We start from the raw sequence: 19,868 nt of genomic DNA on the forward strand, positions 1-19,868 counted from the left end.
CTCAGTGGGCATGACGGTTATCGCACGGCGTCTCGCGGGCCACCTGGCCCGCGGGATCGCCATGGTCCTCGTGGTCGCCACGATCAGTTTCTTCATCATCCGCAACATCCCCGGCGACCCCATCGCGGCGCGCTACCAGAAGCTGCTGGAGCAGGGCATGTCGCCGGAGGCGGCCGAGCGCGCCACGGCCGTCATGTACGGCTTCCTGCCCAGCGGCACGCTGGGGGAGCAGTACGCCGACTACATGACCGGCCTGTTCCGCTTCGACCTGGGCGTGTCGGTCACCAACCCCGGCACCCCGGTGACGGCGGTGCTGGGCGAGGCGGCCAAGTGGACCGTCCTGCCGGTGCTGGCCGGCACGCTGCTGAGCTTCCTGGTCGGCGTGATCATGGGCGTGTACGCCGCCGTCAAGCGCTCGGGCGTGCTGGGCGACCTCCTGGCGATCTCCGGCTCGCTGCTGCACGGCGTGCCGCAGTACGTGCTGGCGCTGCTGATGGGCGCGATCTTCACCACGCTGATCCCGATCCTGCCGCAGGGCGGCACCGCCGACATCCTGTTCGAGCCGGGGTTCAACGCCGGCTACATCGGCTCGCTGATCGAGCACGCCACGCTGCCGGTGGTGACCTACGCGCTGGCGAGCTACGGCGGCTGGATCCTGGCGATGAAGTCGAGCGTGGTCACGGTGCTCGGCGACGACTTCATCCTGGCCGCCGAGCTGCGCGGGATGAAACGCTCGATCATCTTCCGGTACGTCGCGCGCAACGCGATCCTGCCGCTGTTCACGATCCTGGCGCTCTCGCTGGGCCTGCTCTTCGGCGGCGCGATCTTCATCGAGAAGATCTTCAACTATCCGGGGCTGGGCTTCCTGCTCATCGAGAGCGTCGTCAACCGCGACTACGCCCTGATGGGCGGCGCGTTCCTGCTCATCACCGCGGCGATCGTGGTGGCCAACATCCTGGCCGACCTGTTCTACACGGTCATCGACCCGAGGGTCCGCTCGGGTGAGGAGGCGGCGACGTGAGCGAGCGGAGCGAGCGAGCCATGGACACAGCGGCGTCGCGAACGCGGCCGACGGAGGAGGCCACGTGAGCAGTGCCATCCTGGAGACCGGCGGCACGGCGGCGGCCATGCGCCGCAACTTCTGGCGCGGCGTGTGGCGGGTGATGCGGCGCAAGCCCAGCCGTCTGATCGGGGCCGTCATCGTGCTCGGCTTCGCCTTCATGGGCGTGTTCGGGCCGATGTTCCATCCGGAGCTGCTGCCGCGCGACCCTGACCGGATCTACGCGCCGATGAGCGCCGAGCACTGGTTCGGCACCGACGGGCAGGGGCGTGACGTGCTCGCGCAGGTCGTCACCGGTTCGCGGTACGTGCTGCTGAGCGCCCTGGTCACCGCCGTCATCACCGTGGTGCTCGGCACGGCGATCGGGCTGTTCTCCGGTTTCAAGCGGGGCCGCTGGGACACCGTGCTCATGCGGCTGACCGACATGAAGCTGACGATCCCCGGGCTGCCGCTGCTGCTGGTGCTGTCGACGGTGTGGTCGTTCGGCAGCGCGGTGGAGATGGGGCTGGTGCTGGGCCTGCTCGGCTGGGGCGGCGTGGCGCGGGCGGTGCGCGCGCAGACGCTGTCGCTGCGCGAGCGCGGCTTCATCGAGGCGGCCCGCGGGCTGGGCCTGCCCACCACCCACATCGTGGGCAGGGAGCTGCTGCCGAGCATGGCGCCGTACATCGCGATGAACATGCTGATCGCGGTCACCGGCGCCGTCTACGCGCAGGTGGGCCTGTTCTTCCTGGGCGTGCTGCCGTACGAGGCGGACAACTGGGGCGTCATGCTCAACCTCTCGGTGTTCGGCGGGGGAGCGCTGACCACCACGGCGGCGCTGCCGTACATGCTGGCGCCGCTGCTGGCGATCCTGCTGTTCACCCTGGGCATCGTGCTCGTGGTCGACGCCATGGACGAGATCTTCAACCCCCGCCTGCGTGAGGAGTGACGGGTGCCTGTGACCCCATCGGCCACCCCCGGACGGAAGAGCGCCCCCGGCGTCCGGATCGGCGGGCTGACCGTCGTCTACCGGACCCCGGCCGGCGAGTTGCCCGCCGTCTCCGGCGTCGATCTGGAACTGCCCCCCGGGACGATCACCGGCGTGGTCGGCGAGTCGGGCTCCGGCAAGTCCACGCTGGCGCTCTCACTGCTCAACGCGGTCCAGCCGCCCGGCAGGATCAGCGCGGGCAGCGTGGAGATCGACGGCCTCGGCGACGTCGTCGCGCTCCGCGGCGAGGAACTGCGCAGGGCCCGGGGACGGCACGTCGGCTACGTCTTCCAGGCCGCCCAGAACTCCCTCAACCCCCTCAAGACGGTCGGCAAGCAGCTGCTCGACCTCGGCCGCTCGCACGGGGTGGAGGACCTGCGCGCCCTGGTGCGCGAGGCCAGGGACCTGCTCGGCCGGATGGGCCTGGACGGCGCGCGCGTGCTGGACTCCTACCAGCACGAGCTGTCCGGCGGCATGCGCCAGCGCGCGGGCATCATGTTCGCGCTGGTCCTCAACGCCCACCTCGTCGTGCTGGACGAGCCCACCACCGCGCTGGACATGATCACCCAGGCGACGATCCTGCGGATCATCCGGGAGGTCCACGAGGAGCGCGGGCTCACCACCCTGGTCATCACCCACGACCTCGGCGTGGTGGCGGAGGTCGCCGACCGGCTGGCCGTCATGTACGGCGGGCGCCTGGTCGAGCAGGGCCCCACCCGCCAGGTGCTGAGCGATCCCCGCCATCCCTACACCCGGGGCCTCATCCAGGCCATCCCGCGGCTGGTCGGCGACATCGGCGAGGCCAGGGCGCTGCCCGGCCGCCCGCCGACGCTCGCCACCGTCCCGGCGCGGGGATGCGTGTTCCGGGAACGCTGCCCGCTGCGGATGGACGTCTGCGAGAGCGAGCATCCGCCCGCGGTCGCGCACGGCACGAGGCTCGTGTCGTGCCACGCCGTCGAGGCGGGCGCGCAGGAGCATGGCGGGGAAGCGGTCGCCGCCGGAGCGCGGGAGGAGCAGGCGTGATCACGGGACAGGGCATCACCAAGACCTTCAGGCAGCGGGGCGGCGTGCTCGGCGGCCGGGACGTGCGGGCGCTGCGCGGCGTCGACTTCTCCATCGCCAGGGGCGGGGCGGTCTCGTTCATCGGCGAGTCCGGCTGCGGGAAGACGACGCTGGGCCGGATCCTCGCCGGGCTGGAGAGCCACGACTCCGGCGAGATCACCATCGACGGCGTCTCCATGACGTCGCTGCGCCCGCGGGCGCGCCGGCCGTACTTCCGCCGGATCCAGCTCATCCACCAGGACCCCTACTCCGCGCTCAACCCGACCCGCACGGTGCACCAGACGCTGGCCGCGCCCCTGGCGCTGCGGGCCCGGCAGACCGGCCGGGCGAAGGGGTGGATCGACGAGCGGGCGGAGGAACTGCTCGGGCTGGTCGGCCTCGACCCCGGCCACGTGCTGCCGCGCTACCCGCACCAGCTCTCCGGCGGCATGCGCCAGCGCGTCGTCATCGCCCGGGCCCTGACCGTGGACCCGGAGGCGCTCGTCGCCGACGAGGCCGTCTCGATGATCGACGTCTCGCTCCGGCTGGGCATCCTGGGCCTGCTGAGGGACCTGCGCGAGAGGCTCGGCGTGAGCGTGCTGTTCATCACCCACGACGTGGCGACCGCCCGCTACATCGGCGACGACGGCGAGCTGTACGTCATCTACCGGGGCCAGGTCGTCGAGCGCGGTCCCGTGGAGACGATCATCTCCGCCCCCGTCCACCCCTACACCCAGGCGCTGCTGTCGGCCATCCCGGTGCTGCACGGCCTGGAGGTGCCGGGCGGGCAGCCGGTGACGCCGGCCGGGGCGCTGGAGGAGGACGAGCACGACGCGGGCTGCCTGTTCGCCCGGCGCTGCCCGTTCGCCACCGGGCGCTGCTCCGCCGAGGTCCCGGTCCTCGGCCGCACCGGCGACATCCCGCAGGAACACGCCTGCTTCCACCCCGAACGCCGCAGCGTCGTCGCCATGCCGGCAGGCCGGGCGTGAACCCGGTGGGCGGGTCCTGGGAGATCCGGGAGGCGTCCGCCGCCGAGCTGGCGACGCTCGGCGAGGTCGCCGGGGCGGCGCTCACCCTCGACCCCGGGGACGGCCCGGCGCTGGTCTCCCGGCTCGCGACGCCGCCCCCGCGGCGCCGCTGGACCGCGCTGACGACCCCGGGTCTCGACGGCGTCGTCTTCGCCTCGATGTCGGGACGCGACGCCGCAGTCGGACACATCGACCTGCTGGCCGTCCATCCCGGCGCCCGGGGCCGGGGGTGCGGCCGGGCGCTGGTCGGCGCGGCCGAGGAGTGGCTGCGGGCCGAGGGCGCGACGGAGGCCCGCCTCGCCGGGAACCCGCCCTGCTACGCCTGGCCGGGCGTCGACGTGCGCTACACCCCGGCCGTCTGCCTGGCCGAGGGCCTCGGCTACGAGCGCTACCACGCCGCCTGGAACATGACGGTCGATCTGGACGCCGCGGACCTGTCCACGGAGGCCGACCTGGCACGCCTGGCCGGGCAGGGGGTCACCGTGCAGGCCGCCGGCCCGCCGGTGGAACGCGCCACCGTGGCCGCGTTCGTGCGCGACCACTGGAAGGACACCTGGGCCTGGGAGGCCGAGCAGGCGACCGGCTGCCACTACGCCGCGCGCGGCGGGGAGATCCTCGCCTTCGCGGCGTGGGGCGCCCGGCCCGCCTGGTTCGGCCCGATGGGAACGGCCCCGGCCGCCCGCGGCCTCGGCGCCGGGCGGGTCCTGCTCCGCCGCTGCCTGGCCGAGATGCGGGCGGCGGGGCTGGCGAGCGCGCAGATCTCGTGGGTGGGCCCGTTGCGCTTCTACTCGCGGGCGGTCGGGGCGCGCACCGAGCGGGTCTTCTGGCTCTACCGCCGCGGCCTGCGGTGACCGCCGGAGATCCGGACGGTGAGCGCCGGAGTCCCGGGACGCCGGTGACGGGGCGGTGAACCGGCCGCCGGCACGGGGCGGCCGGCCGGGTGCGGGCCGCGCGGCCCCGGGGTGGGTGAGTGACATGTCCCGTCTTAGAAGATAATTTACACAAGAGAAGGTCTTGATGAAAATTAGCGACATGGGGCGTCATGACTGATTCACTCGCCGGCCTGTCCACCGAACAGAGTGATCCGCGTTACCGGGAGATCGACAGGCTCTCGACCGAGCAGGTGGCCCGGCTGATGAACACCGCCGACGCGACGGTGCCCGCGGCGGTGGCCGAGGCGATCCCGGCGATCTCCACCGCGATCGACGCGATCGTCGGCCGGATGAAGCGGGGCGGACGCCTGATCTACGTGGGCGCGGGCACCTCGGGCCGGCTGGCCGTGCTGGACGCCTCCGAGTGCCCGCCGACCTTCGGCACCGACCCGGAACTGGTGCAGGGGGTCATCGCGGGCGGCGAGCCCGCGCTGACCCGCTCGGTCGAGGGCGCCGAGGACGACGCCCCGGCCGGGGCCGCCGCCATGGAGGAGCGGGAGGTCGGCGCCCTCGACTCGGTGGTGGGCGTCTCCGCCAGCGGCCGGGCGCCGTTCGTCGTGGGAGCCCTCCGGGAGGCGGCGCGCAGGGGCGCGCTGACCGTCGCGCTGACGTGCAACGCGGGCGCCCCCATCGCGGCGGCGGCGCGGCACCCGATCGAGGTCGTCGTCGGGGCCGAGGTGGTGACCGGTTCGACCCGCCTCAAGGCCGGGACCGCGCAGAAGCTGGTCCTCAACATGATCTCCACGATCGCGATGGTCGGCCTGGGGCGCACCTACGGCAACAACATGATCGAGGTGTCGGCGGCCAACGCCAAGCTCGCCGACCGGGCCACGAGGATGGTCAGCGACATCACCGGGGCCGGGCTCTCCGCCGCCCGCTCCGCGCTGGAGGAGGCGGGCTGGAATGTGAAGGTCGCGGTGCTCATGGTCGAGCAGGGCCTGGACAGCGAGGGCGCCCGCACCCTGCTGACGGCGCACGGGGACAACCTCGAGGCCGCCCTGGCCGCCGAGGGAGTGCGCGGTGGCTGATCCGCCCGGGTCGAGGACGCCCCGGGAGCGCGGCAGATCCGGTGCGCCCGGCGTTCCAGGCCCGGCCGCTGCTCCGGTGTCCCAGGGGCCCGGCGTCCCGGGCCCACCGGCCGCTCTCGGCGGGGCCGGCGACCCCGCGGCCTGTTCCGCGCTGGAGCGCGTCCTGGCCGCCGCCGTGCCCGGGGTGTGCTCGGCCGCGGTGGCGGCGGTCGCGGCGGGCGGGGAGGTGGCCGCCGTCGCCGCCGTGGGCGAGGCCGTACGGTACGCCGGGGTGTCGGAGGAGCTCGTGCCCGAGCGGCCGCCCGCACGTCACGACTCGCTCTTCGACCTCGCCTCGGTCACCAAGCTGTTCACGACGGCCGTCGTGCTGTCCCTGGCCGAGGACGGGCTCGTCGGCCTCGACGATCCCGTCGCCGCCCTGCTGCCCGCCTGCTACGGCGGGCATCCGGAGATCACCCTCCGGCACCTGCTCACCCACACGGCGGGCCTGCCGCCCGGCCGCAGGGCCGACCTGGAGATCCCCGGGGAGGGGGCCGGGGTCCACGCCTCCCGAATGGAGTGCGTCCTGTCCACCGCGCCGCTGCACGCGGCCGGAGAGCGCTACCTCTACTCCGACGTCGGAATGATCACCGTGGGCCGGGTGGCCGAGCTCGCCGGGGGAGCGCCGCTGGACGAGCTGGTCCGCTCCCGCGTCACCGGGCCGCTGGGCCTGGCCGACACCGTCTACCGGCCCGGCGGGCCGCTGCTGTCCCGGACCGTCGCCACCGAGCACAAGACCGAGCGTCCCCGCTCCGGGTGCGTGCGCGGCGAGGTCCACGACGAGACCGCGTACGGCCTGGGCGGCGTCGCCGGGCACGCCGGGATCTTCTCCACGGCCGGGGACCTGCTCCGCTTCGCCGAGACGCTGCGCGGCGGGGGAGGACCCGTCCTGCGCCCGGACACCGTCGCGGAGATGACCCGCGACCAGGGGATCGAGGGCGACGGCTTCCGCCACGGCCTCGGCGTGCGGATCGGCGACCCCGCCATCGTCGGCCCGCTGCCCGACGCCTACGGCCACTCCGGCTTCACCGGCACCTCCCTCGTCGTCGATCCCGCCCGCGAGCTGACCGTCGTCCTGCTGACCAACAACGTCCACCCCCTGCGCGGCCGTCCCGGCATCCGCGCCCTGCGGCACGCCGTCGCCGCCGAGGCCCTGCGCCTGACCTGAACGCGTCCGTCCGGGGCGCGGCCGGTCCGGGCACGTCCGTCCGGGGCGTGTCTGTTCCGGGTGCGGCCGGTCCGGGCGCGGCCAGGCCCGGAGCCCCTCCTTCCGCCCTCCTTCCGCCCTCCTTCCGCCTTCCTTCCCGCCCCGGCTCCCGGTCGTCCCGGCGGTGGAGCCGGGTCATCCCCGGGTCGCACCCCGGTGCTCCGGTGTCCCAGTTTCACGGCCCCGCATCGCCGGCCGAAGGGCCGATCCGCCCGGCGGGCCCCGATGGAAACCTGATCACCGGGAGGGACGGAGCCCCGCGTGCGGCGGATCCCCGTTCCCTCCGCTGCCAGCCGACATCACATGGGGATCAGACATATGGGGAAGACGAAAGCCGGCCGCCGGGAGCGGCCGGGACGGAAGGGATGGCTGCGCAGGACGGCCCGGATCGCCGGTGGGGCGGTGGCCGTACTGCTCGTCCTGGCGGGGGCCGGATGCGGGGCCGAGGCCATCGCGGAGAAGGGGGACGGCACCCGGCACCCGATGCCCGGCAGGCTCGTCGACGTCGGCGGTCACCGGCTCCACCTGCACTGCGAGGGTCCCCGGTCGGGCGGCCCGACCGTGCTGCTCGACGCCGGGTGGGGCGAGTCCTCCACCACCTGGGCGGGCGTGCGCTCCGCCCTCGCCGCCCGCTCGGTCCGGGCCTGCGCCTACGACCGCGCCGGATACGCCTGGAGCGAGCCCGGCCCCGGCCCCAGGGACGCGGGCCGGGCGGCCGACGAGCTGCACACCCTGCTGGAGCGCGGCGGCGAGACCGGCCCGTTCGTCTTGACCGCCCACTCCTACGGGGGTCACGTCGTCCGCCTGCTCGCCGACCGCCACCCCGAGCGGGTCGCGGGAATGGTCCTGGTGGACGTCAGCGACGCGTCCGGCAAATCCGACGCAGCCATCGAGGCGGGCGTCCCGCTGATGATCGGCCAGACGCGCCTGTACGGCCTCGCCGCCCGGCTCGGCCTCGTCCGCTGGGCCGGGGGCTGGCTGCTGCCGGAGACCACCACGGCGCCGGGCCGCGAGCACGCGCCGGTGGTGTACGGGCCCGGCTCCCTGGAGGCGGCGACCCGGGAGGCGGAGTCGTTCCTCGCCGGCACCCGGCAGGTCCACGCCACCGAGCGTCCCGGCGCGTGGGGCGACATGCCCGTCGTGGTGATCGCCGCCCGGGCCGGGGGCCCGCCCGGGACCTACGAGTCCCTGGCGAAGCTGTCCACCCGGGGCCGGTACGTGCTCGCCGACACCGACGAGCACTACGTCCACCTCGCCCGGCAGGACCTGGTGGTCGGCGCCGTCATGGACGTCGTCGCCGCGGCCCGCCCCTGATCCGCCGGGAGGCGGCCGGGCGGGCCGGTCAGGATGCCGTCGAGCGGCCGGGCGGGCCGGTCAGGATGCCGTCGAGCAGCCGGGTGAGGCCCCACAGGTACTGCTCGGTGCTGTTGTAGCCCGCCACGACGTCGGCCGTGGCGGCGGTGCGGGGGAAACGGTCGGCCGGGATGCCGGCGAGACGGCCGCGCCTGGCGGCGGTGCGGGCGGCGTCGTCGGGCCGGGGGACGCCGGGGGGCAGTTCGGCGGCGTCGAGGGCGACGGTGCCCAGGATGTAGGTGATGATCAGGTAGGACGCCCGGGACGCGGTGTCCTGGGGCAGCCCGGCGCGCACCAGGAGGTCGAGCAGGGCCTCGCCGCCCGCCAGGGCGTTGGGCCCGTCGAAGCCGGAGCCGAGCAGCAGCGGCACCGCCCCGGGGTGGGCCAGCAGGGTCTCGCGCAGGGCGAGGGCGAACCGGGTCACCGCGCCGCGCCAGTCATCGTCGGCGGGGGTGAGGGTGCCGGGGCCGACCTGCCCGAGGAGGTCGTCGACGAGGGCGCGGACGAGAACGGGCTTGGACGCGAAATACGTGTAGAGGGCGTTGGGCGCGACGCCGAGCTCGGCGGCGACGCTGCGGACCGACAGCGCCTCGGCTCCGCCGCCGTCGAGCAGGCGCATCGCCGCGTCGAGGATCTCCCGCTCGCTCAGGGCCCGTCTCGGGCCAGGCCGTGCCCGGCGGCCGGTCTCTCCCATGTCTTGGCTCCCCTTCTCCCTTGACGTATCTCCTCACATTGTACAAACTCTGTACAGCGTACAATTCTGGACACCGTACAGGAGGAATCGTGGTCACCGTCTCGCAAGAAGGCACAGGCCGCCGGTCGCGGGGGACCGGCGCGTTGCTGGTCACCGCCGTCGCGATGGTGAACGGCGCGTTCGTCGGGCTGAGCGTCGTGTTCGACTACCCGCAGATCCTGCAGCGGCCCGCCGCCGAGGCGCTGCGGCGCTTCACCGACTCGGGCGGCGCCGTGCCGGCGCTGTTCGCGCTCCTCGCGGCCGGGGCGGCCCTGCTCGCCCCGGCCGCGGCCGGGACCGCGCGGCTGGTCGGACCGGGCCGGATCGCCCGCGCCGTGACGGCGACCGGCGTCCTGGCCGCCCTCGTGCAGGTCGCCGGACTGCTGCGCTGGCCGCTGCTGGTCCCGGCGCTGGCGCGCACGGTCACCGACCCGCACGCCGCGCCGGACGACGTCGCGGACGCGGTCGAGACGTTCCAGCTCCTGCACACCGTGCTCGGCCAGTGGGTGGGCGAGGCCGCCGGTTACGTGTTCACCTCGGCCTTCACCGTGCTGTTGCTGCTGGGGCTGCGCCGGCGCGCCCGGCTGCCGCGGGTCCGCACCGCGATCGCCGTGATCTCGGTCCCGCTGATCCTGGCCGGCCTGCTCGCCCCCTTCGGCGTGCCCGGCGCGGACCTGGCGAACTTCGCCGGCTACATCCTGTGGAGCGTCTGGGCCGCCGCCCTCGGCGTCACCCTGCTGCTCGGCCGGCCGGCGGCCGACTCCCCGGATCTTCATGAGCCGCTGATCCGCGGGGCTTGACCTGGAGCGCGCTCCACATCCCAGACTCCTTTCCGAGGCCCGGAGATGACGGGCGCGAACGGGAGGAAACCATGAAGTACCGCACCATCGGCACCGCTCCGGAGACTCGCCGCGAGGTGAGCGTGCTCGCCCTCGGCGCGATGCTCTTCGGCTCGGCGACCGACGAGAAGACCTCCTTCGCCATCCTCGACCGCTACGTCGAGGCCGGTGGGACGTTCATCGACACCTCCGACAACTACGCCTTCTGGGTCGACGGCGGCCAGGGCGGGCAGAGCGAGGAACTGCTCGGCCGGTGGCGGCGGAGCCGCGGCATCGGTGACGAGATCGTCATCGCCACCAAGCTGGGAGCGCGGCCGCTCGCGCCCGGAACCAGCTACGTCGACAACCCGGAAGGACTGTCGGCGAAGGTCATCCGGGAGGCCGCCGAGCGCAGCCGGGAACGGCTCGGAGTGGACAGGATCGACCTGCTGTACGCGCACATCGAGGACTGGACGGTCCCGCCGCGCGAGACCGTCGAGGGCTTCGCCGAGCTGGTGACCGAGGGGACGGCCGGGCTGCTCGGGGTGAGCAACCACGCGATCTGGCGGGTGGAGCGGGCCCGCGCGCTGGCCGAGGCGGCCGGGCTGCCCGGCTACGAGGTCCTGCAGTACCAGCACAGCTATCTCCGGCCGCGCTCCGACATGCCCGAGCCGCTCTTCCCGGACGGCGGCCTCGGCCACGCCGGAGCCGAGCTCCGCGGCTACCTGCGGGCCGAGCCCGGCCTGGTCCTGGTGGCCTACTCGCCGCTGCTCCACGGCGTCTACACCCGCCAGGACAAGCAGCTCCCGCCGGACTACGACCACCCCGGCACGCCCGCCCGGCTGGCGGTGCTGCGCGAGATCGCGGAGGAGACCGGGGCGACCGCGAACCAGGTGGTGCTGGCCTGGCAGATCGGCGGCGAACTGCCGGTGATCCCGCTGGTCGGGATGTCCTCGGTGGCGCAGCTGGAGGAGAACCTGGCCGCGGTGGACCTGGAGCTGACGGAGGACCAGCGCGCCCGGCTGGACGCGGCGCACTGACCGCGCGCGGATCGGCCCCGGCTGGATAACGGTGCACTGACCGCAGGCGGATCGGCCCCGGCTGGACGCGGCTCACCGACCGCGGAGGGATCGGCGGCCGACCGGCCGTGGAACGCCGGATGAACCTCCGTAGTTGGGCCTTGTCAGTCCTCTTTACCGGAAGTAACTTCCGGTCGTGGCGAAGACGATCATGCGACGTGACTTCCTCAAGGCCGCGGCGGCCGGCACCGGTCTCGCGGCGGTCGGCCTCCCCGCCGCCACCGCGGCGGCGGCCGAGACCCCGCTGTTCCGGCACGGCGTCGCCTCCGGCGACCCGCTGCCGGACGCCGTCATCATCTGGACGCGGGTCACCCCCTCACCGGAGGCCGTACCCGGAAGCGGCGCGGGAGCCCCGGCCGAGGTGACCTGGCAGGTCGCCGCGGACCCGGAGTTCCAGCGCATCGTGGCCTCCGGCACGCTGACCACCGGTCCGGAGCGGGACCACACGGTGAAGGCGGACGTGCGAGGACTGGAGGCGGCGACCGCGTACCACTACCGCTTCCTGTACGCCGGCGTCGCCTCACCGGCCGGGCTGACCCGCACGGCGCCCCGTCCGGAGGACGACGTCGACGGGCTCCGCCTCGGCGTGGTCTCCTGCTCCAACTGGGAGGCCGGCCACTTCTCCGCCTACCGTCACCTGGCGGCCCGCGGCGACCTGTTCGGCGTCGTCCATCTGGGCGACTACATCTACGAGTACGGCAGGGGGCAGTTCGCCGCGCGCGGCGCCGTGGTGCGACCGCACGAGCCCGCGCACGAGATCCTCTCCCTGGCGGACTACCGGACGCGGCACGGCCAGTACAAGACCGACCCCGACCTGCAGGCCCTGCACGCGGCCTGCCCCTGGATGATCGTCTGGGACGACCACGAGGTGGCCAACGACTCCTGGTCCGGCGGGGCGGAGAACCACGACCCCGCGACCGAGGGTCCCTGGGCGCCCCGGCTGGCCGCGTCCCGGCAGGCGTACTTCGAGTGGATGCCGGTGCGGACCGGACCGTCGGGGGAGATCTACCGCAACCTGCGCTTCGGCACCCTGGCCGACCTGACCATGCTCGACCTGCGCTCCTACCGTTCCCAGCAGACCTCCGGCGTCGAGGTGGACGACCCGGGCCGGACGATGACCGGCCAGGCCCAGATGGACTGGCTCAGGAACACCCTGTCCGGCGGCGGCGCCCGGTGGCGGCTGATCGGCAACTCGGTGATGATCAGCCCGCTCGCGCTCGGTTCCCTGCCCGCCCACCTCCTCGGCCCGCTGCGCAGGCTGCTCGGCGTCCCCGAAGGGGGGTACGCGCTCAACAGCGACCAGTGGGACGGCTACACCGCCGAGCGCAAGCGCCTGCTTGCGGCCCTGCCGGACAACACGGTCTTCCTGACCGGGGACATCCACACCAGCTGGGCCAACGACGTCCCGCAGACCGCCGCGACCTACCCGGTGTCGCCCTCGCTCGCCGTCGAGTTCGTCGTGCCCTCGGTCACCAGCGACAACATCGACGACTTCCTGCGCGTCGAGCCGCGCACGCTCTCGCTCACCGCCGAAGGGCTGGTCCGCGCGGCCAACCGGCACGTGCGCGGGGTGGAGCTCGACTCGCACGGCTACGGCGTGCTCGACGTCCAGCCCGGCCGGGTCCAGATGGACTGGTTCACGATCTCCAACCGGAGCCGGGCGGACGCGACCTCCTCGTGGCTCGCCTCGTTCGCCAGCTCCCACGGCAGCCGCAGGCTCAGGCGGGTCTACCGGCCCGTCTCCTAGCGCCGCGTGCGGGGAGGAAGCCGTCTCCCGGGCCGGGTGCCCGGGAGAGCGGCGGCGCCGGGCCGTACACCGCTAGGCTGGGCTCATGATCCGTCTCCCGGGCTCCGGCCGCCGATAGCATGCCGATCCCCGAGTTCCTCGCGTCGCTGCGCGCCCGGGTCGGGCACGACCTCATGGTCCTTCCGTCCGTGACCGCCTGCGTGTTCGACGACGACGGCCGTCTGCTCATGGCGTGCCATGAGAGCGGCGTGTGGGCCCCGCCGGGAGGCTTGATCGAGCCCGACGAACGTCCCGCCGACGCCCTGGTCCGCGAACTCCACGAGGAGACCGGCCTCACGGTGGAGCCGCTCGGCATCATCGGGGTCTACGGGGGGCCGGAGTTCCGGGTCCACTATCGGAACGGCGACCAGACCTCCTACGTGATCACGGTGTACGGCTGCGCGCTCGTGGGCGGCGAGATCGTCCCGGACGGGGAGGAGATCAGCGAGGCGCGCTTCATGCACGAGGCCGAGCTGGCCGACCTGAGACTGCCCCACTGGGCGCCCGTCGTGCTGCCCGAGGTCTTCGCCTGGCGAGACGCCTGGCGGGACGCGCGGCGGAGCTGACCGTCCCGGGCCCGCCGCCGTACGGGCCCGCGGCCGTTCCCCGGGTCTCCGGGCCCGGAATCCCTCCGGGGTGAGTGGGGCGGGACCGCTCAGGAGGACCGGCCCCTGCGGGGAGAGTCGGCCAGGAACTCGTCCAGGGCGTCGCGGGTGGCGCGCAGGGCGGCGTCCGAGGTCTCGAAGGTGCGCTGGGCGACTCCGACGAAGACGCAGTCGACGATCAGCAGCTGGCTGATCCGGCTGGCCAGCGCGCCGGGGCGGAAGGCGGTCTCCCGGCCCGCGGAGACGAGGACGTGGTCGGCCAGCTCGGCCAGGGACGAGCGCGGATTGTTGGTGATCGCCACGGTCGTGGCCCCGGCCTTGCGCGCGACGCGCACCGGTCCCAGCACGTCGGAGGTCTCGCCGGTGCAGCTCACGCCGACCACCACGTCGCCCTCCCTGACCAGGGCGGCGCTGGTGACCGCCAGGTGCGCGTCGGTGAAGGCGTGGCCGGACAGGCCGATGCGCATGAGCTTCTGCGCCATGTCGATCGCCACCAGGCCCGACGCGCCGACCCCGTAGACGTCCACCCGCCGGGCGGCGGACACGGCGCTCACGACGGCGTCCAGCGTGTCGGGGGAGAGCTGCGCGGCGGTGTCGGCCAGCGCCTCCGACTCGGCCCGGGTCACCTTCGCGATCACGTCGGTGAGCGGGTCGTCGGGCGCGAGATCGCCGGGGACCAGCCGTTCGGGAGCCTGGCTGGCCACCGCCGCGGCCAGCGCGAAGCGCAGCTGGGAGTACCCGGCGAAGCCGAGGGCCCGGGCGGTGCGCACGATGGTGGCCTCGCTGGTCCCGGAGACCGCGCTGAACTCGGTGATGGTGCTGCGGGCGACCATCCCCGGGTCGTCGAGGATGCGGTGGGCGATGGCCTGGGCGGCGGGGGTGAGTGAGGGCAGGACCGCCCGGATCGTCGCCACGAGGTTCGCCGGGCTGGGGCTTTCGTTCTCGGTCATGCGCAACCCTCGTGACGGAGATCTCCGGTGGCGGAAGCGTGGCGTCCGGTCAAGCGCGACCTTCGCGGCGTGCGCGGCCCGGCGGTGGCGCCGCGGCGCCCGCTCATGCGGGGCGCTCGCCGCGGGGAGGCCCGGCGGGGCCGCCGTGCTGGTTCATTGATTCCACCCTTCCGTGTAGGGATCAGCTTATTTGTCACCGGTCAGCCAGTGGGCGACCACACGGGCGGAAGCCCGGGAGACACCGTGCGTGGTGACATATACCGCGCCGACCGGCTCATCGGGAATCCCGGTCTCCACCACGACGGCGTCGGGCCGGAGCCGTACGGCCCGGGCCAGCAGCTCCCGGACCCACGGGTGCCGCCCGGCGTCGTGGACGACCAGCACGACGGGCCGGTCGTCCGGCACGGCGGGCAGCTCGGGGACCCGGGCGGTGACGGTGCACCCGGTCGTGCCGGGCGCGGTCTCGCGCAGCGCGCCGAGCAGGCCGGTGGGGGTGGCCGGATCGGCGGCCGGGTTGAGGCGTGGGGTGATGTCGACGACGAACGGCGGAGTCCGGAGCGGGGGAGGGGAGTGCTCACCGATTCCGGCGCCCGCCTCCGGAACCAGGCCGTTCCCCGCCGGGGCCGCGCCGTTCACTTCGGGGGGTGCGTCGTCCCCGGCCGGGGCCGCGCCGTTCACTTCGGGGGATGCGTCGTCCACCGCCGGAATCGCGCCGTTCACTGCGGAGGACACGTCCCCGGCCGCGCCGTCCCCGGCCGCGCCGTCCCCGGCCGGGGACGTGTCCTCCGCTTCCGCGGTCGCGGCGGTCCCGGGGACGATGATCCGCACGGCCGCGCGGGCGGCCTCCAACCCGACGGCCGCCCCGTCCTCTCCGCCCTCGGGGCCGGGGCCCGGGGCGTTCCGGAGATCCGCCCGCCCGGCGTGCCAGGAGGCCAGGGCCAGGACACGGGCGGCGGCCTCGGCCAGGCGCTCCTCGGGCAGCCGTCCCGCGTGCACGGCCTCGACGATCGCCTCGCGCAGCGCGTGGACGCTCTCACCGCCGGGGGAGGAGACCCCGGCGCAGACCGCGTCGGCGCCCGCGGCCAGCGCGCGGACCGCGATCTCGCCGGGCGGGTGGAGGGCCGCCACGGCGCGCATCTCGATGGCGTCGGTGACGAGCATGCCGTCGAAGCCCAGCTCCTCGCGGAGCAGGCCGGTCAGGATGCGGCGGCTCAGTGTGGCGGGGGCGTCCGGGTCGAGCGCGGGGACCAGCAGGTGGCCGCACATCACGGCCCGGACCCCGGCCGCCACCGCCGCGCGGAACGGCGGCAGGTCGCGCTCGCGCAGCACGTCGAGACGGGCGTGCACGGTCGGCAGCGCGAAGTGGGAGTCGGTGACGGTGTCGCCGTGTCCGGGGAAGTGCTTGGCGCAGGCGGCCACCCCCGCGCCCTGCAGCCCCCGGACCCAGGCGGCGGTGTGGCGGGCGGTGAGTTCCGGGCCGGGACCGAAGGAGCGCACGCCGATCACCGGGTTGGCCGGGTTCGCGTTGACGTCCGCGACGGGGGCGTAGTCCAGCGTGACGTCGGCGGCGGCCAGGAGGCGGCCGATCGCCCGGGCGACCCGCTCGGTCAGTCCGGCGTCGTCGGCCACGCCCAGCGCCCGGTTGCCCGGGAACGAGCTGCCGGTCCCGGCCTCCAGCCGGGTGACCGCCCCGCCCTCCTCGTCGACGGCGACCACCACGGCCGGGTTCTCCGCGCGCAGCTCCGCGACGAGCCGGGCCGTCTGGGCGGGATCGACCAGGTTCCTGGCGAACAGCACGGTCCCGCCGAGGCCCTCGCCCAGGGCCCGGCGGAGCCAGCCGGGCGGGGTGACGCCGTCGAAGCCGGGCTGGAGCACGGTCATGGCCAGCCGGGCCAGATCGGGACTGCTGTGCGGCATCGGGGTCACCTTCCTGGCGCGTCGCCTTCCCGGCCGGTCGCCTCCCTGGCGGGCCGCCTGTTCCGGCGGGTCACCTTTCCGGCGGGGCGCCCTGCCGCCTCCGGTGCCGTGCGACGCCGCGGGCCGGGCGTCTGGCAGCAGGTTACACATCGATGACGCTTTCTTTCACCATCATTGATGCGAATGTAATTTTCTGCCACCGTCATCATCGGCGCTCTCATCTTCGCCCCCCAGGAGTCCGCATGAGCTCACCCACCCGGCGTACGATCCTGCGCGGCCTGGCGCTGGCGGCCACGGCGTCGGCCGTGCCGCTGCCCGCCTTCGCCTCGCCGTCCTCCCCCGACCCCACCGGACACGTCCCGCCGCTGCGCCAGATGCGCGGCATGTGGATCGCCTCGGTGCTCAACATCAACTGGCCGTCCAAGCCCGGTCTCACCGCCGACGAGCAGAAGGCCGAGTATCTCGCCTGGCTCGACCTCGCGCAGGGGCGCAGGCTCAACTCGGTCTTCGTGCAGATCCGGCCGACCGCCGACGCCTTCTGGCCCTCGCCGTACGAGCCCTGGTCGCAGTATCTGACCGGCACGCAGGGGCAGGACCCCGGCTACGACCCGCTGGCCTTCATGGTGGCGGAGACCCACCGGCGGGGCCTGACCTTCCACGCCTGGTTCAACCCCTACCGCGTGTCGATGCAGGGCGACCCGGCCAAGCTCCACCCCGACCACCCCGGCCGCAGGCATCCCGACTGGATCGTCGCCTACGGCGGCAGGCTCTACTACAACCCCGGCATGCCCGAGGTCCGCGCGTTCGTGCAGGACGCCATGATGGACGCGGTCACCCGCTACGACATCGACGGCCTGCACTTCGACGACTACTTCTACCCGGTCAACACCACGGCCTTCGACGACAGCGCCGCCTTCGCCAGGTACGGCCAGGGCTTCCCCGACCTGGCGGCCTGGCGGCGCGACAACGTGGACCTGCTGGTCCAGGAGATGCAGCAGCGGGTACGGCGGGCCAAACCGGAGGTCTCCTGGGGCATCAGCCCGTCCGGCATCTGGCGCAACCGGTCCACCGACCCGCTGGGCTCGGACACCGCCGGCGGCCAGTCCTACGACAACCTGCACGCCGACACGCGGGGCTGGGTCAAGAAGGGCTGGCTGGACTACATCGCCCCGCAGCTCTACTGGTACATCGGCCAGTCCAACGCCGACTACGCCAAGCTGGTCCCCTGGTGGTCCGACGTGGCGGCGGGCACCGGCGTGCAGCTCTGGATCGGCCAGGCGGCCTACAAGGCGGGGGCGGCCGGTCAGCCCGAGCAGTGGTTCCAGCCGGACGAGCTCTCCCGGCACCTGACGCTCAACCGGGAGCACCCGGAGGTCGGCGGCGACATCTGGTACAACTCCGGCGACCTGCGGGCCGACCGGATCGGCTCGATCAGCACCGCCGTGGCCGACCACTACACCCGGCCCGCGCTCCCGCCGCTCCTGCCCCGCCTGGCGGACGGCCCGGTCCCGCGCCGCCCGGTCCTCGCCTCGGCGCGGACGGTCGGCGGGGGAGTGGAGCTGACCGTCATCGCCACCGGCCGGCGCCTCCCGTTCCAGTTCGCGATCTTCCGCCTGGACCGCAGGGCCCGTCCCGGTGACTTCGCCGACGCCCGCCACCTGGCCGCCGTCGTCCCCGCCGGCCGCCACGTCCGCTGGGTCGACCCCGAGGGCGCCGAGGGCGCGTACTACTACGTGACGGCCGTCGACCGCGTCAGCCGCCAGAGCCCCCCGAGCGGAGGCCGCCGCGTGACCGGCTGACCCGCCCCTCTCGCCCCTCCCGCCCCGTCGCCCAGTCCGGCGCCCAGGTTCCTGCGGCGCCGTGGCCGGTCGCGGTGGCGGCGAGGTGGTCGCGGAGGGTGACCAGCGCGGGGTGGGGATTGTCGCGGCGCCACAGCAGCGAGTGCGGGTAGACGGGCGTGGGGTCGGTCACCGGGATGCGGCGCAGGCCGTGGCCGGCGGGCCAGACCAGGCGGGTCTGCCCGCCCATGAAGGTCGCCAGCGCCGGGGTGTCGGCGACGGTGTCCAGGAGCGCGTCGGAGCCGAAGTTGGGGCCGGTCGCCTCGATGGTGAGGCCGAACCCGGCGGCCAGATCGTCGTAGTAGGCGGCCCACTCGGTGCCGGGGGCGAGGCCGGGCATCCAGATGCGGTGCCCGGCGAGCTGGGCGACGGTCACCGACCGGGCGGAGGCCAGCGCGTGGGCGGGGCCGGTGAGGAGCTGCAGCGGCTCGTCGAGCACCCGGACGGAGGCGATGTCCTCGGGCAGGGGCCGGCCGGGTGCGGCGACGGCGCGGAAGGACGCATCGATCGCGCCGGATCGGATGGCGGCGAGGGCCGCCTCGATGTCGAACAGCATCACCACGTCGAGCTCGATCTCCGGGTGCGCGCGGTGGAAGTCGCGCATCAGGCCCGAGGGCGCGACGCGCGAGCTGATCACGTCGACGCGCAGCGGGCGGCTGCCGGGCAGCACGGAGGCGACCGCGCGCCCGGCGGCGCGCAGCAGCTCGCGGGCGTGGGGCAGGAACGCCTGCCCGTCGATGGTGAGCTCGGCGCCGCGCGGCGTGCGGGTGAACAGCCGCACGCCGAGGGTGCGCTCCAGCGCGGCGATGCGCTTGGAGACGGCCTGCTGGGTGATCGCCAGTTCGGCGGCGGCCTCCTGGAACTGCCCCGCGTCGGCGGCGGCGACGAAGGTCCGGACGGTGTCGAGGTCCATACGAGCACCCTACGGGTACAACCGATGGTTGTGAGCCAGGGGCCTTGCGGTTGTTTGATCTCCTGGTACGACGCGCGCTTTGATGCCTGCGCTCGCGGATCGGTTGTGCGGGCGAGTGGCGAGGAGCGTCGGGTATGCGAAGCAGGCACCGATCGGGGCGGCGGTTCGGGTGGCTCTGGGCGGCGTACGGGACCAGCGGGCGCGGTCGCGGCGGTGCCGCTCGGCCCGTGGACGGAGTTCCGCCGCAAGCGGCCGGTGCTGATCGGGGCGGACCTGGTGCGGTTCGCGGCGCTGCTGACGATCCCCGCCGCGTTCGCGCACAGCGGGGGGCCGCGCGCGGCTGGCCCAACCGCTCGTCACCCGGTTCGGGCGGCACCGGGTCCTGGTCGTGGCCGGGACGCTGCGCGCGGCCTGGCCCGTCGGCCTGGCCTTCCTGGGACCGGATGCCGGTGTGCTCCTGCTGGCGACCCCGCTGCTGCTTCCCCGGCAGACCTAGACCGGCAGCCGCGAGACTGCCCCACGGCCGAAGCCGCGGGCACGCCGGGTCCGGTGGGCGCCATGTCGACATGACGTC

At 74.2% G+C, this 19,868-nt stretch carries 17 protein-coding genes; 13 read left to right on the forward strand and 4 right to left on the reverse strand.

Annotated elements, in window-relative coordinates; translation table 11 throughout:
- The first annotated feature begins 10 nt into the window (after window positions 1-10).
- The 8 genes from Plo01_RS33095 (at window position 11) to Plo01_RS33130 (ending at window position 8,616) form a co-directional block, all read left to right on the forward strand.
- Window positions 11-1,021, forward strand: coding sequence for an ABC transporter permease (locus Plo01_RS33095; protein WP_203894687.1), 1,011 nt, complete (start codon window positions 11-13; stop codon window positions 1,019-1,021).
- 64 nt (window positions 1,022-1,085) lie between these two features.
- On the forward strand, window positions 1,086-1,988 hold the full coding sequence (locus Plo01_RS33100) for an ABC transporter permease (RefSeq protein ID WP_203894688.1): 903 nt from the start codon (window positions 1,086-1,088) through the stop codon (window positions 1,986-1,988).
- A gap of 3 nt (window positions 1,989-1,991) precedes the next feature.
- Window positions 1,992-3,050: an ABC transporter ATP-binding protein gene (locus Plo01_RS33105; RefSeq protein ID WP_239317544.1), complete on the forward strand. Its 1,059-nt coding sequence runs from the start codon at window positions 1,992-1,994 to the stop codon at window positions 3,048-3,050.
- Window positions 3,047-4,057 carry an oligopeptide/dipeptide ABC transporter ATP-binding protein gene (locus tag Plo01_RS33110; RefSeq protein WP_203894689.1) on the forward strand — a complete coding sequence of 337 codons (1,011 nt, stop codon included), beginning with the start codon at window positions 3,047-3,049 and terminating at the stop codon, window positions 4,055-4,057. Before Plo01_RS33105 ends, Plo01_RS33110 begins: the two co-directional genes overlap by 4 nt.
- Window positions 4,054-4,947 carry a GNAT family N-acetyltransferase gene (locus Plo01_RS33115; protein ID WP_239317546.1) on the forward strand — a complete coding sequence of 298 codons (894 nt, stop codon included), beginning with the start codon at window positions 4,054-4,056 and terminating at the stop codon, window positions 4,945-4,947. The genes Plo01_RS33110 and Plo01_RS33115 overlap by 4 nt, the downstream gene beginning before the upstream one ends.
- A 191-nt stretch (window positions 4,948-5,138) precedes the next feature.
- Entirely contained in the window at window positions 5,139-6,056 is a 918-nt protein-coding gene (murQ, locus tag Plo01_RS33120) for an N-acetylmuramic acid 6-phosphate etherase (RefSeq protein ID WP_203894690.1), read from the forward strand.
- Between the two features lie 76 nt (window positions 6,057-6,132).
- Window positions 6,133-7,263 carry a serine hydrolase domain-containing protein gene (locus Plo01_RS33125; protein ID WP_239317549.1) on the forward strand — a complete coding sequence of 377 codons (1,131 nt, stop codon included), beginning with the start codon at window positions 6,133-6,135 and terminating at the stop codon, window positions 7,261-7,263.
- Between the two features lie 357 nt (window positions 7,264-7,620).
- Complete coding sequence (locus tag Plo01_RS33130) at window positions 7,621-8,616, forward strand: alpha/beta hydrolase (RefSeq protein WP_203894692.1); 996 nt, start codon at window positions 7,621-7,623, stop codon at window positions 8,614-8,616.
- A gap of 28 nt (window positions 8,617-8,644) precedes the next feature.
- Here Plo01_RS33130 and Plo01_RS33135 read toward each other — a convergent pair whose 3' ends face one another.
- Complete coding sequence (locus Plo01_RS33135) at window positions 8,645-9,349, reverse strand: TetR/AcrR family transcriptional regulator (protein ID WP_203894693.1); 705 nt, start codon at window positions 9,347-9,349, stop codon at window positions 8,645-8,647.
- Window positions 9,350-9,438: 89 nt separating this feature from the next.
- Here Plo01_RS33135 and Plo01_RS33140 point away from each other — a divergent pair, with 89 nt between their 5' ends.
- The 4 genes from Plo01_RS33140 (at window position 9,439) to Plo01_RS33155 (ending at window position 13,637) form a co-directional block, all read left to right on the forward strand.
- Window positions 9,439-10,188: a DUF4386 family protein gene (locus Plo01_RS33140; protein ID WP_203894694.1), complete on the forward strand. Its 750-nt coding sequence runs from the start codon at window positions 9,439-9,441 to the stop codon at window positions 10,186-10,188.
- 71 nt (window positions 10,189-10,259) lie between these two features.
- On the forward strand, window positions 10,260-11,246 hold the full coding sequence (locus Plo01_RS33145; RefSeq protein ID WP_203894695.1) for an aldo/keto reductase: 987 nt from the start codon (window positions 10,260-10,262) through the stop codon (window positions 11,244-11,246).
- A gap of 175 nt (window positions 11,247-11,421) precedes the next feature.
- Window positions 11,422-13,032 carry an alkaline phosphatase D family protein gene (locus Plo01_RS33150; protein WP_239317551.1) on the forward strand — a complete coding sequence of 537 codons (1,611 nt, stop codon included), beginning with the start codon at window positions 11,422-11,424 and terminating at the stop codon, window positions 13,030-13,032.
- 119 nt (window positions 13,033-13,151) lie between these two features.
- Entirely contained in the window at window positions 13,152-13,637 is a 486-nt protein-coding gene (locus Plo01_RS33155) for an NUDIX domain-containing protein (protein WP_203894696.1), read from the forward strand.
- Window positions 13,638-13,726: 89 nt separating this feature from the next.
- Here the strand turns inward: Plo01_RS33155 and Plo01_RS33160 are convergent, their stop codons facing one another.
- Both Plo01_RS33160 and Plo01_RS40660 read right to left on the reverse strand, forming a co-directional pair.
- Window positions 13,727-14,626 carry a MurR/RpiR family transcriptional regulator gene (locus tag Plo01_RS33160; RefSeq protein ID WP_203894697.1) on the reverse strand — a complete coding sequence of 300 codons (900 nt, stop codon included), beginning with the start codon at window positions 14,624-14,626 and terminating at the stop codon, window positions 13,727-13,729.
- Between the two features lie 186 nt (window positions 14,627-14,812).
- Entirely contained in the window at window positions 14,813-16,543 is a 1,731-nt protein-coding gene (locus Plo01_RS40660) for a glycoside hydrolase family 3 protein (protein ID WP_239317553.1), read from the reverse strand.
- Between the two features lie 242 nt (window positions 16,544-16,785).
- Here Plo01_RS40660 and Plo01_RS33170 point away from each other — a divergent pair, with 242 nt between their 5' ends.
- Window positions 16,786-18,342, forward strand: a complete 1,557-nt coding sequence (locus Plo01_RS33170; protein ID WP_203894698.1) for a glycoside hydrolase family 10-like protein — start codon at window positions 16,786-16,788, stop codon at window positions 18,340-18,342.
- On the opposite strand, the gene Plo01_RS33175 is transcribed toward Plo01_RS33170, so the two are convergent.
- Window positions 18,296-19,294 (reverse strand): LysR family transcriptional regulator, encoded by a 999-nt coding sequence (locus Plo01_RS33175; RefSeq protein ID WP_203894699.1) that lies wholly within the window; start codon window positions 19,292-19,294, stop codon window positions 18,296-18,298. The two genes, Plo01_RS33170 and Plo01_RS33175, sit on opposite strands and share 47 nt — an antisense overlap.
- Between the last annotated feature and the right edge of the window lie 574 nt (window positions 19,295-19,868).

This window comes from Planobispora longispora (genome assembly GCF_016863135.1).
GTDB lineage: Bacteria > Actinomycetota > Actinomycetes > Streptosporangiales > Streptosporangiaceae > Planobispora > Planobispora longispora.

Excerpts from the sequence above, each read along its gene's own strand:
- Plo01_RS33095 (WP_203894687.1), top strand. The coding sequence starts at position 11 with ATGACGGTTATCGCACGGCGTCTCGCGGGCCACCTGGCCCGCGGGATC.
- murQ (WP_203894690.1), top strand. The coding sequence starts at position 5,139 with ATGACTGATTCACTCGCCGGCCTGTCCACCGAACAGAGTGATCCGCGT.
- Plo01_RS33130 (WP_203894692.1), top strand. The coding sequence starts at position 7,621 with ATGGGGAAGACGAAAGCCGGCCGCCGGGAGCGGCCGGGACGGAAGGGA.
- Plo01_RS33135 (WP_203894693.1), bottom strand. The coding sequence starts at position 9,349 with ATGGGAGAGACCGGCCGCCGGGCACGGCCTGGCCCGAGACGGGCCCTG.
- Plo01_RS33145 (WP_203894695.1), top strand. The coding sequence starts at position 10,260 with ATGAAGTACCGCACCATCGGCACCGCTCCGGAGACTCGCCGCGAGGTG.
- Plo01_RS33155 (WP_203894696.1), top strand. The coding sequence starts at position 13,152 with ATGCCGATCCCCGAGTTCCTCGCGTCGCTGCGCGCCCGGGTCGGGCAC.
- Plo01_RS33160 (WP_203894697.1), bottom strand. The coding sequence starts at position 14,626 with ATGACCGAGAACGAAAGCCCCAGCCCGGCGAACCTCGTGGCGACGATC.
- Plo01_RS40660 (WP_239317553.1), bottom strand. The coding sequence starts at position 16,543 with ATGCCGCACAGCAGTCCCGATCTGGCCCGGCTGGCCATGACCGTGCTC.
- Plo01_RS33170 (WP_203894698.1), top strand. The coding sequence starts at position 16,786 with ATGAGCTCACCCACCCGGCGTACGATCCTGCGCGGCCTGGCGCTGGCG.
- Plo01_RS33175 (WP_203894699.1), bottom strand. The coding sequence starts at position 19,294 with ATGGACCTCGACACCGTCCGGACCTTCGTCGCCGCCGCCGACGCGGGG.